This window comes from Rhodococcus chondri (assembly GCF_036327435.1).
GTDB classification, from domain to species: Bacteria; Actinomycetota; Actinomycetes; order Mycobacteriales; family Mycobacteriaceae; genus Rhodococcus; species Rhodococcus chondri.
The window spans coordinates 1-14,373 of the sequence record NZ_JAUZMZ010000125.1 but is presented as its reverse complement, the minus strand read 5'-3'; the positions used below and the strand labels follow the sequence as shown (position 1 = coordinate 14,373).

Genomic DNA, 14,373 nt, shown 5'->3' with positions numbered 1-14,373 from the left:
TGGCCGACCGCACCGTCGCAGACTTCCTGCTCGAACGACTCCGCGACTGGGGTGTCGACCACGTCTTCGGCTATCCCGGGGACGGCATCAACGGCATCCTCGCCGCGTGGACCCGCACCGGCAACAAGCCTGCCTTCGTGCAGTCGCGGCACGAGGAGATGAGCGCGTTCGAGGCGGTGGGCTACGCGAAGTTCACGGGCCGGCCCGGGGTGTGCATGGCGACGTCGGGACCCGGCGCGATCCACCTGCTCAACGGCCTCTACGACGCGAAGCTCGACCACGTTCCCGTTGTCGCGATCGTCGGTCAGACGGACCGCACCGCGATGGGTGGCTCGTACCAGCAGGAGGTGGACCTGCTGAGCCTGTACAAGGACGTCGCGTCCGCTTACGTCCAGGTCGTCACGGTGCCCGAGCAACTGCCGAACGTGCTGGACCGAGCCATGCGGATCGCGGTCGCCGAGCGTGCGCCGACCGCGATCATCATCCACGGCGATGTTCAGGAACTGGAGTACACCCCGCCGGCGCACGAATTCAAGATGGTGCCGTCCAGCTTGGGCTTGGACCGGCCCCGGATCGCGCCGGACGACGACGCGGTTCGCCGCGCCGCCGACATTCTCAACGCCGGGAACAAGGTCGCGATGCTCGTCGGTGCGGGCGCCCGCGATGCCCGCGACCAGCTGGTCGAGGTGGCCGACCTTTTGGGCGCCGGGGCCGCGAAGGCCCTGCTCGGCAAGGACGTACTGTCCGACGACCTGCCGTGGGTGACGGGATCGATCGGGTTGCTCGGCACTCGTCCCTCCTACGAGCTGATGACGGGATGCGACACGCTGCTCATCGTCGGGTCGAGTTTCCCGTACAGCCAGTTCCTGCCCGAGTACGGGCAGGCGCGCGGCGTGCAGATCGATATCGATGCCGAGTACATCGGGATGCGGTACCCGAACGAGGTCAATCTCGTCTCCGACGCGGCCGCCGCGCTCACGGCGCTGATCCCGATGCTCGAGCGCAAATCGGACCGGTCCTGGCGTGAGGAGATCGAGGCGAACGTGGCGCGGTGGTGGGACACGATGCAGATGCAGGCGCAGGTGGAATCCGATCCGATCAATCCGCTGCGCCTGTTCTCCGAATTGTCGTCACGCCTGCCCATCGATGCGATTGTCACGGCCGACTCGGGTTCGGCCGCGAATTGGTATGCGCGGCAATTGAAATTCCGCGGCAACATGCGTGGTTCACTGTCCGGGACGCTCGCGACGATGGGGCCGGCGGTGCCGTACGGGATCGGCGCGAAGTTCGGCGTTCCGGAGCGCCCGGTGATCGCGTTCGCCGGCGACGGTGCCATGCAGATGAACGGACTGGCCGAACTGATCACGGTGCAACGGTATTGGCAGCAGTGGACCGATCCCCGTCTGATCGTCGCGATCATCCACAACAACGACCTCAACCAGGTCACGTGGGAGATGCGCGCGATGGGCGGCGCGCCGAAATTCGAGGAATCCCAGTCGCTTCCGGATGTGGACTATGCGGGGTTCGCGGCGGGACTCGGCCTGGCGGCGGAAAGGATCACCGACGCGGAGAAACTCGGCGACGCATGGGACCGGGCCCTGGCCGCCGATCGGCCCACGGTGCTCGACGTGTACACCGATCCGGATATGCCCCCGATTCCTCCGCACGCAACCTGGGAGCAGTTCGTCGACGTCACGAAATCCGTTGTCGCGGGCGACAAGGACAGCTGGGGGTTCGTCAAGCAGGGCGTCAAGACGAAGCTGCAGGAGTTGCTCCCACGCCGAAACCGGTGAGATCACCGTGTGTCGCGATGCCGTGCGCGGCGGCCACGACGGCCGGCAGCGCAGCGACCGCGAGTTCGACGAACTCCTCTCGGGTCAGAGCCGGATCGTGCAGCCAGGCGATGGTGATGTCCTCGACGAAGGCCACCCACCCGCGTACCGCGAGCCGGACGGCGGGGCCCGGGTCGATGCCGATGCTCGGTATGTGCGCGACGGTCCGCTCGACCATCTCGCTGCGCGTCTGCTCGAACACCGCCCGCATGTCGGGGTGGGCGCTCGTGGCGCCGCGCAGCATCGATACGTACGTGTCGCGGCGGTCGGTGACGTAGTCGACGTAGGCGACGAGGGTGCCGCGCAGCATCTCGAACGGTTCGAGGCTCTCGTCGGGGGCGGTGCGGTCGAGCATGTCCCGACTGATGTGTCGCACGACGGCGACGTGGAAGTCGTGCTTGGACGCGAAGTAGTGGAACAGCAGGCCGCGCGAGACCCCGGCCCGGTCTGCGATGTCCTCGACGGAGATCTGGTCCAGTGGGCGTCCGGCGAGCATCTGCACGCCGAGATCGATGAGTTGTGCGCGCCGCTGCTGGGGACTCAGTCGGGTACGCCGGGCCCCGGCCTCGGGTCCGGTGCGATCCTTCCGGTTGTGGGCGTTCACGATCTCCATGCAAACACTCTTACTGAATGCCCGTCAACAACCTATTGACCATGCCTCAACAAGGGCCTACGCTCATTTACATGAGTCTTCCGGTTACAGACACCTCCGTCGGTGCGAGCACCCGCCAGATCGAGACGCTGATCATCGGCAGCGGGTTCGCCGGACTCGGCGCCGCGATCAAACTCGCCCAGGCAGGCAAGGACTTCCTCGTGCTCGAACGGGCCGACGAGGTGGGCGGCACCTGGCGCGACAACACCTACCCGGGTGCCGCGTGCGACGTGCCGTCGAACCTGTACTCGTACTCGTTCGCGCTCAATCCGGGCTGGACCCGCTCGTTCTCCCCGCAACCGGAGATCCAGGCATACATCGCCTCGGTCGCCGACAAGTACGACGTGCGACGCCGCACCGTGTTCGGATGCGACGTGGAAGCCGCGCGCTGGAACAGCGACACGCACCGGTGGGACGTGACGACCACCCGCGGCAGCTACAGCGCGAAGCACGTCGTGTCGGCGGTCGGCGCGCTGTGCGAGCCGGCCCTGCCCGAGATCGCAGGCATCGAGGATTTCCAGGGCGAGATCTTCCACTCCGCGCGCTGGAACCACGAGGCCGACCTCACCGGCAAGCGGGTCGCCGTGATCGGCACCGGCGCCTCCGCGATCCAGATCGTGCCGGCGATCGCAGACCAGGTCGCGCATCTCGACGTCTATCAGCGCACCGCGCCGTGGATCCTCCCCCGCGCCGACCGCGAATACACCGGGGCCGAAAAGTTCGCGTTCCGGCACGTCCCCGGCTTCCAGCGGCTGTCGCGTGCCCTGCAGTACCTGATGCGCGAAACGCAGGTGGTGGGCCTGGCGAAGGCACCGGCGTTCATGAAGCCGCTCGAAATCGCGGCCCGCGTGCAGATCCGCCGGGGCATCTCCGACCGTCAGCTGCGCCGCAAGGTCACCCCGAACTTCCAGATCGGTTGCAAACGCATGCTGATCTCCAACAACTACTACCCCGCCCTCGACCGGCCGGACGTCGACCTGGTCACCGACGGAATCGTCGAGGTCACCGCGAACGGCATCGTCACGAGGGACGGCACCGTCCGTGAGGTCGACGCCATCGTGGTCGCCACCGGCTTCCACGTCACCGACTCACCGATGTTCGCCGGCATCTTCGGCAAGGACGGCCGTTCACTGGCCGAGGTGTTCGACGAAACCGGGATGCAGGGTTACAAGGGCACGACGGTCGCCGGATTCCCGAACCTGTTCTTCCTCGTCGGCCCCAACACCGGCCTGGGCCACACGTCGATGGTGTACATGATCGAGTCGCAACTCAACTACGTCGTCGACGCGATCCGCACGATCGACCGCCACCACCTCGGGACCGTCGAGGTGCGGGACGATGTCCAGGACCGGTACAACCGCGACCTGCAGGACGCATTGAAGTCCAGCGTCTGGAACAACGGTGGTTGCGCGAGCTGGTACCTCGACAAACACGGCAACAACACCACCCTCTGGCCCGGATTCACGTTCGAATTCCGCCGCATCACCAAGCAATTCGACCTCGAGGCATACCGCAGCGTCGCAACTGCCGATCTGCCGGCGGTAACGTCGACCGAAACGCCCACGCCCACCCCGAAGCACACCTCCCGGAAAGCAGCAGTGAAATGAGCGCATTCACAGGCAAGGTCGCCGTCATCACCGGCGCCGGATCCGGCATCGGCCGTGCGTTGGCACTCGAACTCGCACGGCAGGGCGCGAAGCTGGCCCTCTCCGATGTCGATACCGTGGGCCTCGAGGAAACCGCCCGACGGGCACGCGAGCTCGGCGCCGAGGTCAAATCCGACCACCTCGACGTCACCCAGCGCGAGAAGGTGTTCGAATACGCTGAGGCGGTGGCCGAGCACTTCGGCACAGTCAATCAGGTGTACAACAACGCCGGTATCGCCTACCACGGCGAGTTCGAGCGCACCGAGTTCAAGGACATCGAGCGCATCATGGACGTCGACTTCTGGGGAGTCGTCAACGGCACCAAAGCATTCCTGCCGCACCTCATCGCGTCCGGTGACGGACATCTGATCAACGTGTCGAGCCTGTTCGGCCTCCTCGGCATCCCGGGCCAGACCGCCTACAACGCAGCGAAATTCGCGGTACGCGGGTTCACCGAGTCGCTTCGCCAGGAAATGCTCATCGCGAAGCACCCGGTGAAGGTCACATGCGTGCACCCCGGCGGCATCAAAACCGCGATCGCACGCAACGCGGTGGTACCCGAAGGCGACGACCAGGTCGGCTTCGCACAATTCTTCGACAGCAAACTCGCCCGCACCTCACCCGAGGACGCAGCGAAGGCGATCCTCTCGGGTGTGCGGAAGAACGACGCCCGCGTGCTCGTCGGCGCGGACGCGAAACTGCTCGACGCGTGGGTCAGGGTCATCGGTCCGTCCTACCAGCGTGTCGTCGCGACGATCGCCGGCCGCATCATGCCCAAGGGATAGGCTGCGCCGATGCCACAGCTTCCGCTGCCTCTCGTGCGCGCAACGCTGCGCCCGTTGTACCGGCTCACGCTCAATGCCCGGCTGCCGTATCCGCTGCAGCGGCGACTGCTCGAACTGGCCGCCCCGATCCAGACCCTGCCGCGCGGCACGGTGGTGCAGCGGACCGAACTGGCAGGCCGACCCGCCGAGCGGGTCACCGTCGGCGCCACCGAGCGCCCCACCGCGCTGCTGTACCTGCACGGCGGCGCATACACCTGCGCCTCCCCCGCTACCCACCGCTCCCTCGTCGCGTATCTGGCCGCTGCCACACAGTCGGTGGTGTACACGCTCGATTACCGTCTCGCACCGGAGCATCCGTACCCGGCAGCGCTGGACGACGCGGTCGGCGCCTACCTCGAGCTGATCACCGAGCACGGAGTGGACGCCGCGCGCACCCCCATCGCCGGGGATTCGGCCGGCGGCGGATTGACCGTGGCCACCGCACGCAGGCTCATCGACCGGCACGGCGTCACCCCCGCCGCGCTGGGGCTGCTGTCGCCGTGGACGGACCCGGGGTCGCGCACGGTTCCGTTCGACCGCGATGTCGTCATCAACACGGCGTGGGTCTTCGCCTCCGCAAAGGCCTATCTGGGCGACGGTGACCCCACCGATCCCGGCTACGCTCCCCTGCACGGCGACCTGTCCGGGCTTCCCCCCACCCTGATCCAGGTGGGCACCACCGAGGTGCTCTACCCACAGATCCTGGAGTTCGCGCGCAGGCTGCGCGACGCCGGCGTCGACCTCACACTCGTCGAACAGCCGGAACTGTGGCACGTCGCCGGGCTGCAGGCGTCGCTCGTGCGGGAGGCGCGGGAAGCCGTGGTCGACTTCGGCGCCTTCCTTCGCTCACACGCGGCCGACGTACTGCCCTGAAAGGGTTGGAACCGGAAGTTATCCCGGCGACCTCGTCGGGGACGACAACGAACTCGCACGGAATACTCGCGACCTCGGGATCGGGTCGGGGATCGCGGCCAGCAGCGCACGGGTGTAATCTTCCTCCGGATCACTGTAAATCTGTGTGGTGAACCCAGTTTCGACGACTTCACCCGACTTCATGACCAGGACACGATCCGCGATGACCTCGATCAGGGCGAGGTCGTGGCAGACGAACAGGTATGCCAGACCGAGTTCTTCCTGCAGATCACGCAACAGGTTGAGCACTTGAGCACGCACCGAGACATCCAATGCCGCAACCGGTTCGTCGCATACGATCATCTTCGGATCCAAGGTCAGGGCACGAGCGATCGCGACTCGCTGGAGTTGCCCCCCGGACAGCTCGGCCGGGTAGCGGCCCAGATAGCGAGGTCCGATACCGACCTTGTCGAGCAACTCGCCCGCCCGCCGCTGACGTGCTGTGCGGTCGAGGTCGGTGTGCACGATCAACGGTTCGGTCACCGCGTCGGCAACGGTCATCCGCGGGTCCAGCGAACTGTGTGGATCCTGAAAAATCATCTGCATGGCGCGGCGCATCTCGCGCAGCCGGTGCGGTTTCGCCGACAGGACATTCTCGCCATCGAAAGTTACCGTCCCCGAGTCCGGCTCGATCAGGCGCAACACCATTCTGCCGACGGTGGATTTGCCCGCCCCGGATTCACCCACCACCGCCAGGCATTCACCGGCATCGAGGGTGAACGACACGTCGTGGACGGCGTGGGTCCATCCGGTACGCCGGCCGAGGAAGTCACGCCGGGTGGAAAACGACTTCGACAGGTTCGCTACCTCGAGCAGGCTCATCGTGCGATCACTCCTTGCAGTTGCAGATCGTTCACCCGCGCGCACCGCACCCGTCCACCGGGTCCGGTGTCCGCCAACTCCGGATGCGCCTCGTCACACAACCCGGACCGGGCATGCGTGCAGCGGTCATTGAAGTGACAACCCGCCGGCCACTCGCCTGGCGCCGGGATACGACCCGGGATCGCCGTCAAACGCCGGTCGGCGATGAGTCCCGGACGGGGGATCGACGCAAGCAGACCCGACGTGTACGGGTGCTGCGGAGTGAAGAACACCTCGTCGACGCGGCCGTCCTCGATCACCTCCCCCGCGTACATCACCACGACCCGCCGGCACAGTTCGGCGACCACCGCCAGGTCGTGGGTGACAAAGAGCAACGCAACCCCGGTTTGCTCCTGCAGATCCCGCAGCAACTGCAGAATCGTCTCTTGGACAGTGACATCGAGGGCGGTGGTCGGTTCGTCCGCGATCAACAGTCTCGGATTGCACGCCATGACCATCGCAATCATCACGCGCTGGCACATGCCGCCGCTGAACGCGTGCGGATACTCCCGCACCCGGTCCGCGGCGCGCGGAATCTGCACCAGTTCGAGCATTTCTACCGCCCGCGCCATTGCGGCCTTGCGGTCGAGACCGAGATGCTTGCGAACCGATTCGGCGATCTGGTCGCCCACCGTATAAGCGGGGTTGAGGCTGCGGATGGGTTGCTGAAAAATCATTCCCATACCTGTCCCGCGAAGCTTGCGCCATTCCTGGACCGGCAGTCCGGTCAGGTCACGCCCGTCGAACTCGATGTTGCCGTTCGCAATCCGGCCGCCGATGTCCTGGGTCAGCCCCATCACCGCGAGCGAGGACACCGTCTTGCCGGATCCCGATTCGCCAACCAGCGCGACGGATTCACCGGCTGCGACGTCGAACGAGACGTCTTGGACAGCGGTGACCCAGTCCTTGCGTCCTGCACGGAACTGCACTGTCAGATCTCGCACCCGCAGGAGCGGAGCGACCGCTTCGTTCGATGCTCCGTCCGGACGGACGAGGGTGTCAGTTGCTGCCATTGCGACTCCTTGTCAGTGCCCGTCGGACGCCGTCACCGAGATATGTGAACGCCAGCACGGTCAGGAAGATCATCACGCCCGGAGGCCAAACCAGATACGGTGCCATCTGCATGTTCGACGCCGCCGTACTGAGCATCGCTCCCCAACTGGCGGCCGGCGGTGTGGCACCGAGGCCGAGGAAGCTCAAACTCGCCTCTGCCGCGACAGCGGTGCCGAGCGACACCGACATGACGAGCACGATCGGCGGCATCACGTTCGGCAGGATATGGCGAATGATCGTCCGGGACGGTTTGCAGCCCAGGGCAACCGACGCCTCGATGTAGGTGTCCCCGCGCACATCCATCGTCGATGCCCGCGCCACCCGGAAGAATCGCGGCGACATCACCAGACCGACGGCGAGCATCGCATTCGTGATCCCGGAACCGAGGACCGCGACGATCGTGATCGCCAGCACCAGCGAAGGAGCACTCATCAACGCATCCATGATCCGCGTCGACGCAGCGTCCACCCAGCTTCCCCGGTATCCGGCGATCACACCCAACGGCAGCCCCAGCAGCAATGCCACCGCCACGGCCTGCAACGACGCCATCAGCGAGATGCGTGCACCGTAGATCAGGCGACTCAGCACATCCCGGCCGTAGTCATCTGTGCCCAGCCATCGTGCCGACGACGGCTCCTGCAGGCGTTCGACCACGTTCTGTGCGTACGGATCGTACGGCGCGAGTAGGGGCGCAAAGATCGCCATCACGACCAGCAGCAACACGAACGCCCCGGCCGTCACCGTGACCGGACGCCGTCGGACGAAACCCAGTAACCGGGCAGGGACACCGGGCCCCGCAGCGACGCCTGACGTCGTCGGAAGTGTCGTGGTCATGCGCGCACCTTCGGGTTGAAGTAGCCGTACGAGATGTCGACCAGCAGATTGACGATCACCACCACACACGTGGTGAACAGGACAAAGCCGAGCAGGACCGGGACATCGTGGTTCTGGACGCTGTTGACTGCAAGGCTCCCCATCCCGGGCATGCTGTAGATGATCTCGATTGTCACCGCCCCACCGAGGACCTCCGCAACCCGGAATCCGAGCACCGTCACAACCGGGATGCACGCATTCTTCAGTCCGTGTTTGAAGACGACACTCGCTTGTCCGAGTCCGCGTGCTTTGGCGTTGAGGATGTAGTCGCTATCCATGACCTGCCCGAGTGCAGAACGCAACTGCACCGTCACCTCCGCCGCCGGCAACAGAGCCAAGGCGACGCCCGGAAGCACCAGGTGCTGGAACCACGGAACGAAACCGTCCGACAGCGGCGCGTACCCGAAAGCGGGGAAGATCTGATTCGACACTGCGAACAGCGACACCAGTACCAAGCCGAACCAGAAGGCCGGGATCGCGATAGCGACCGATGCAACCACATTGATGCCGCGATCGATCAGCCCACCCGGGCGCAACGATCCCAGCACACCGAGGAGCACGCCGATCACGACGGCCAGCACCATCGCGAACACCACCAGCGACAACGTCGTCGCCGCGCGCCGGGACAACAGCTCGACCACCGACTGATCAGAGAGCAGCGAGACCCCGAGGTCGCCGCGCAACGCCGAAGCCACCCAGTCGAGATAGCGCACGAAAACGTTCTGGTCCAGCCCCAGCGTCGCTCTCAACTGTTCGAGACGCTCCGGCGTCGGATCCTCTCCTGCGAGAATCACCGCCGGATCGCCCGGAGCAAGATCGATCAACAGGAATATCAACAGCGGTACGATCAACAGCAGCGGAATCGCCGCGAGTAACCGCCGCCCGGCATAGCGCAGCATCTTCTGCCCCTCAGCAAGTTTCGGAGTTTCGGTATCTTGACGGCTACTACTTGGTCATTCCCACGTGGCGGACATCGAAGATGCCGAGATTGACCCACGGCATGCTGTCGGCACCGACAACCTTGCCGTGCGAGATGGTGGCGTTCGTCTGGTTGCAGATCGGGACGAACATCGCCTCCTCCAGCGTCAGGTCCCAGATCCGGTGGTAGAGGGGCGTCCGCTCGTCCTGTGACAGCGTCGGGTTCGCGGCCTCTGCTGCGAGCTCCGCGATCTGCGGATTGCCGTTCCCCAGATCGTAGGCACCGAGCACGAAGGTGTTCACGGTCTCGGCCGGGTCGACCTTGGGACTGAAGCTGTTGGCCACCATCGACTGGAAGTCACCCGCGACGTACCGCGGTTCGTTCTGTGTGTTCGGCACCGGATTGAGCTCGGCTTCGATACCGACTGCCGAGAGCGCCGACTGGATGACGTTCGCCGGCTTCTCCGTGTTGCCGCTCGCCGCATACGTCAGCGTAATCTTGGCGCCACCGGCCGCCTGGACGAGCGATCGCGCCTTGTCGACGTCGAATTCATAAGGGTAGCGGTATGATTCGTCCGCAGACCAGCTGCCCTCTGGGTAGAGCTGACGGTTCGGGCTGCACGTGTCGGAGAACAGTGCGCCGATGGTGGCGGGGTCGATCGCCGACGCCACGGCCTGCCGGATCTCGGGTTTTGCGAGGTCCCCCTGTGCACGCATATACAGACCGAGGACGTTGCGGAACGGCACTTCGGTGACCGTCATGGCGCCACTGTCCGCGAGCGATTGCGCCTCCACGATTTCGTTGGCGGAGCTCACCCAACTCAGGTCCGCAGCCCCGGTCTTGAGTCCGTTGAGGCGCGTGCTGGCATCCGAGATCGCCTCGAATTCGATGGCTGCAACCTTGCCGGCCTCCGGGTCCCAGTTGTCGCCCTCCGCCCGTGTCAGCGACACCGACTCCTCGGGCACGTAGGACTTGACCAGGTACGCGCCGGTTCCGCTGTCACCCGGGTTGTTCCGCAGGTCCGCACCTGTTTCGACGGCGCGTGGACTGACCATCATTCCGACGTTGGTGCTGAACACCCCGAACAACTCCACACCGGTACCGGGAGCAAGTTGCAGACGCACCGTGTGATCGTCGACGATTTCGACGTTCGAGATATCCTTCAGTGCGGCGACAACGGTGCTGCCCTCCATTGTCTTGCCCCGCTGGATGTTCGCGGCCACTGCAGCCGCATCGAACGGCGCACCGTCGTGGAACGTCACGTTCCGGCGCAGCGCCAGTTCGAGGTATGAACCATCCGGAGCGAACTCCCACGACTCGGCCAGACCCGGTTCGAGGTCACCGTTCGCGTCCACCACCGTAAGCCGATCGAATACCGGTGTCAGGTAACCCCATCCGCCATAACTGGTCTACAGGTAGGGATCGAGATTTCGGGTGGGCGCACTCGCCACGATCCGCAGAATCGCGGACGAGTCGAGCTCACCGGACGATGAAGCGCCACCCGCCGTGGTGGACGCCGCACCTCCTCCACATCCTGCGAGAACCACTGTGGCAGCCGCGGTCAGCGCCAAGCCCCTTGCCGTACGAATTCACTTGTCCTTCATTCGTGCCCTCCTGGAGATACGCAATCAGACCTGCGCCGGATTCCGGTTCACGACCCGGCGCTCTGAAATATGGGCGAACCGTTCACCCCACCTGTCGATCGAGGCGGGCGGCTCGCTGCTGTGATGTGACTTCCGGACTACGGCCCGGATTCGCTGTTACGACGTTCGGTCGAGCGCTCGGCTCGCTGCCGTGATCCGACACGGCAACCGAATCACTTCATCCCTTGCCCCTATCTCGTCCCGATCGCATACTCGAGAATTACGTCCTGGCGCTTGACCTTCCCGGTCGCGTTGCGGGTGAGTTCACTCGTTGTGACCACCCATCGGCTCGGCACCTTGTACCGCGCGATACGTTCGGAGACGTATGTCCGAAGCTCCTCTTCGGCAATCGCATCGTCGTCCTTCACCACCACGACGGCACACACCTCTTCGCCGAGATCCGCATGCGGCGTCCCGATCACGACGCACTCGCGCACGGAGGGGTGCTCGCACAGAATGTTCTCGACCTCGACCGGATACACGTTCTCGCCGCCGCGCAGAATCAGATCGGATCGACGGCTACTGATCCGCAGGTAACCGTCGTCGAGCACACCGAGGTCGCCGGTGCGCATCCAGCCGTCCTCGGCGATCGACGCCGCGGTAGCCTCCGGATTGTTCCAGTATCCGATCATCACCAGGGGTCCTCGAAGGCAGACTTCCCCTTCGATCCCGTCGGGCACACGTCGTCCGAATTCGTCCCGTATCTCGACGTCCATCGTCGGCACCGGTCTACCGACCGTATCCGGCCTCTCCGCGAGATCCGACGCGGTCGCAACTGTTGCCGCCGAAGATGATTCGGTCAGCCCGTACGTGGTACCGAGTGAACTGCCCGCCTTCGGCAGAACCTGTCGAAGCTTGTCCTCGAGCGCGAGTGACGATGGTGCCGAGTTCACTGAAATCGTCTGCAACGACGACAGATCGTAGCGCGAGAGACCGCGGTGCTCGACCAGCCGGCTCACCATGGTCGGGACGGCACCCCAGTTGGTGACGCGTTCACGCTCGACGAGCCGCAACACATTGTCGATGTCGAATCGTCCCGTACCGATCACCGCGGTGTCGCCGAAAGCCAGCCGCGGAACCGCCAGATTGTGCAGCGCCGCAATGTGGAACAGCGGTGTGACGAGCAGAAATCGCCGACCGGATGGTGCGCTACCGAGTTCGGTCGCAAGGGCGTCGTTGAATCGGTGGAAGTCGACCGCGGCGAGCACGTTCCGGTGAGAGTGGGTAGCGCCCTTGGGTTGCCCCGTGGTTCCGCTGGTGAACAGGATGATCGCGGGATCGTCCTCGTCCACAGTCACCGGAGACAGGGCCGCACCCCGGCGGGACTGCGACAGACGCACGATGTCGTCCTCGACGGCGAGAACCGGCACATCGACTGTGCCGAGCAGCGCTCGGCGGGGCGCATCGGCCACGATCAACTTCGGATCGGACAGCTCGAGACCATAAGATATTTCACGTGCCGACCAGTGCGAATTCATGCCGACCGTGACGGCACCGAGCGCTGTAGCCGCCCAGAACGTCATGATCCACTCGGCATTGTTCGCCGACAAGATCGCTACGCGGTCGCCCTTGCCCACACCGAATCGCGACTGCAACTCGTGGCTGAGCGAGGCGACCCGATCCAAATGCTCGACGAAGGTCAGGCGCAGGTCGTCGCATACCAGGTACTCGGCGTCGCCATGGCACGCCGACTCGACGAGCACCCGGTTCAGCGAGCGATAACGGTTGCGGAAGACCGACATCGAGGCACCGCGTACCGTCTCCTCGACGATTTCGAAGTCCGCACCCGGGGCGGTCAGCGCGGCAACAGCCGTCGCGCGTGGATCTTCGATGCGGACTGGGTCGGGCATCTTTGCACCTTTCGCGGAAAATCTGGACGAACTCCGAAGTGATGGCGACCGAACGGGCTGCACCGACACTCATATCCTTTGGACGACAGCTCCAGTGGCCATGGCACCGCCGGCACACACGGCGACAAGCGCGTATTCGGCGTCGCGGCGCTCCAGTTCGTCGATTGCTGCGGCGATCAAGCGCACGCCGGACGACCCGACGGGGTGGCCCAGCGCGATCGCTCCGCCATTGACATTGAGTCGGTCCTCGTCGACCCCGTGCGCGCGGGCCATCGACATCGGGACGGAGGCGAATGCTTCGTTGACCTCGAAGAGGTCGATATCGCCGACGGTCATGCCGGTTCGCTCGAGCAGGTACTCCACGGCCTGGACGGGACCGTCGAGCAGGAAACGCGTCTCCGCGCCGATCAGGCACTGTGCGACGATCCGTGCCCGAGGCCGTAGTCCCAGTCCCCGCGCTACGCCCTCATCCATGAGAACCGCGGCAGCCGCACCGTCGGAGAGCTGCGACGAGGTGCCTGCAGTGTGCAGCCCGTCGTCGAGTACGGGTTTCAACGCGGCGAGCGCCTCGATGGAGGTCTCGCGCAGCCCTTGGTCGATGGAGACGACTGTCGGGCCCTTCCCGTCGACGCCGGGAATCTCGATCGGGATGATCTGCCGGTCGAACCGCCCGTGCGCCCATGCCTCGGCCGCCTTCTGCTGCGAGCGGAGGCCGAATGCGTCGAGATCCTCTCGGGTGAAGCCGCGCCGCCGCGCGATCCGGTCTGCCCCGACGAACTGTGTCGGGATGTCGACCGTCCAGTCTGCAGGTTTGGGGCTGCCGACTTCACCGGAGATGTTGGAGAGCAACGGAACCCGCGACATGGCCTCGACGCCGCAGGCGACGCCTACATCGATGACACCAGCTGCGATCTGGGCAGCGATCAGATGAACCGATTGTTGTCCCGAGCCGCACTGAGCGTCGATGGTCGTCACACCGGTGCTCTCGGGCAGTCCCGCGTGGAGCCAGGCGTTGCGGCTGATGTTGGACGCCTGCTCGCCGGCCTGGGTCACGCAGCCGCCGATCACCTGCTCGACGATGTTCGCGTCCAATTGCAATCGTTCGAGCAACCCGGATTGCACCGCACCGAGCAGTTCCGCGGCGTGAAGGCCTGCGAGCCAACCACCCCGGCGGCCACTCGGTGACCTCGCGGCATCAACGATCACCGGATCGCCCATTGAACCCTCCTCGCAGTCCTGGACGCCCGTTTGCGAAGGCTCCGTGAATCCAGTGCACCAACCAACTGATTTGTTGGTTTGTGCTCGAAT

12 protein-coding genes are annotated in these 14,373 nt (G+C 65.1%); 4 read left to right on the top strand and 8 right to left on the bottom strand.

From position 1 onward, the window contains the following. Positions 1 to 26 precede the first annotated feature (26 nt). Complete coding sequence (locus tag Q8814_RS19025; RefSeq protein ID WP_330153553.1) at positions 27 to 1,793, top strand: thiamine pyrophosphate-requiring protein; 1,767 nt, start codon at positions 27 to 29, stop codon at positions 1,791 to 1,793. On the opposite strand, the gene Q8814_RS19020 is transcribed toward Q8814_RS19025, so the two are convergent. Further along, on the bottom strand, positions 1,750 to 2,445 hold the full coding sequence (locus Q8814_RS19020; RefSeq protein WP_330153552.1) for a TetR/AcrR family transcriptional regulator: 696 nt from the start codon (positions 2,443 to 2,445) through the stop codon (positions 1,750 to 1,752). The genes Q8814_RS19025 and Q8814_RS19020 overlap by 44 nt on opposite strands. A gap of 71 nt (positions 2,446 to 2,516) precedes the next feature. Here Q8814_RS19020 and Q8814_RS19015 point away from each other — a divergent pair, with 71 nt between their 5' ends. From Q8814_RS19015 to Q8814_RS19005, 3 genes are read left to right on the top strand one after another with little or no spacing between them, the layout of a single operon-like run. Beyond that, positions 2,517 to 4,091, top strand: coding sequence for a flavin-containing monooxygenase (locus tag Q8814_RS19015; RefSeq protein WP_330153551.1), 1,575 nt, complete (start codon positions 2,517 to 2,519; stop codon positions 4,089 to 4,091). Continuing rightward, positions 4,088 to 4,915 carry an SDR family NAD(P)-dependent oxidoreductase gene (locus Q8814_RS19010; RefSeq protein ID WP_330153550.1) on the top strand — a complete coding sequence of 276 codons (828 nt, stop codon included), beginning with the start codon at positions 4,088 to 4,090 and terminating at the stop codon, positions 4,913 to 4,915. The genes Q8814_RS19015 and Q8814_RS19010 overlap by 4 nt, the downstream gene beginning before the upstream one ends. A gap of 9 nt (positions 4,916 to 4,924) precedes the next feature. Beyond that, positions 4,925 to 5,827, top strand: coding sequence for an alpha/beta hydrolase (locus tag Q8814_RS19005; RefSeq protein WP_330153549.1), 903 nt, complete (start codon positions 4,925 to 4,927; stop codon positions 5,825 to 5,827). An 18-nt stretch (positions 5,828 to 5,845) separates the two neighbouring features. Here the strand turns inward: Q8814_RS19005 and Q8814_RS19000 are convergent, their stop codons facing one another. The 7 genes from Q8814_RS19000 to Q8814_RS18970 all read right to left on the bottom strand — a co-directional run bounded on the left by Q8814_RS19000 (position 5,846) and on the right by Q8814_RS18970 (position 14,283). After that, positions 5,846 to 6,688: an ATP-binding cassette domain-containing protein gene (locus tag Q8814_RS19000; protein WP_330153548.1), complete on the bottom strand. Its 843-nt coding sequence runs from the start codon at positions 6,686 to 6,688 to the stop codon at positions 5,846 to 5,848. After that, a complete protein-coding gene (locus tag Q8814_RS18995) occupies positions 6,685 to 7,740 on the bottom strand; it encodes an ABC transporter ATP-binding protein (protein ID WP_330153547.1) in 1,056 nt (351 codons plus the stop codon). The genes Q8814_RS19000 and Q8814_RS18995 overlap by 4 nt, the downstream gene beginning before the upstream one ends. Continuing rightward, the gene (locus Q8814_RS18990; RefSeq protein WP_330153546.1) at positions 7,727 to 8,614 is read right to left on the bottom strand and encodes an ABC transporter permease; all 888 of its coding nucleotides are present in this window, start codon (positions 8,612 to 8,614) and stop codon (positions 7,727 to 7,729) included. Before Q8814_RS18990 ends, Q8814_RS18995 begins: the two co-directional genes overlap by 14 nt. After that, positions 8,611 to 9,552, bottom strand: coding sequence for an ABC transporter permease (locus Q8814_RS18985; RefSeq protein WP_330153545.1), 942 nt, complete (start codon positions 9,550 to 9,552; stop codon positions 8,611 to 8,613). The genes Q8814_RS18990 and Q8814_RS18985 overlap by 4 nt, the downstream gene beginning before the upstream one ends. A gap of 46 nt (positions 9,553 to 9,598) precedes the next feature. Further along, positions 9,599 to 10,930 (bottom strand): ABC transporter substrate-binding protein, encoded by a 1,332-nt coding sequence (locus Q8814_RS18980; protein ID WP_330153544.1) that lies wholly within the window; start codon positions 10,928 to 10,930, stop codon positions 9,599 to 9,601. A gap of 476 nt (positions 10,931 to 11,406) precedes the next feature. Further along, the gene (locus Q8814_RS18975) at positions 11,407 to 13,065 is read right to left on the bottom strand and encodes a class I adenylate-forming enzyme family protein (RefSeq protein ID WP_330153543.1); all 1,659 of its coding nucleotides are present in this window, start codon (positions 13,063 to 13,065) and stop codon (positions 11,407 to 11,409) included. Positions 13,066 to 13,134: 69 nt separating this feature from the next. Next, positions 13,135 to 14,283 (bottom strand): steroid 3-ketoacyl-CoA thiolase, encoded by a 1,149-nt coding sequence (locus Q8814_RS18970; protein ID WP_330153542.1) that lies wholly within the window; start codon positions 14,281 to 14,283, stop codon positions 13,135 to 13,137. Positions 14,284 to 14,373: the final 90 nt, after the last annotated feature.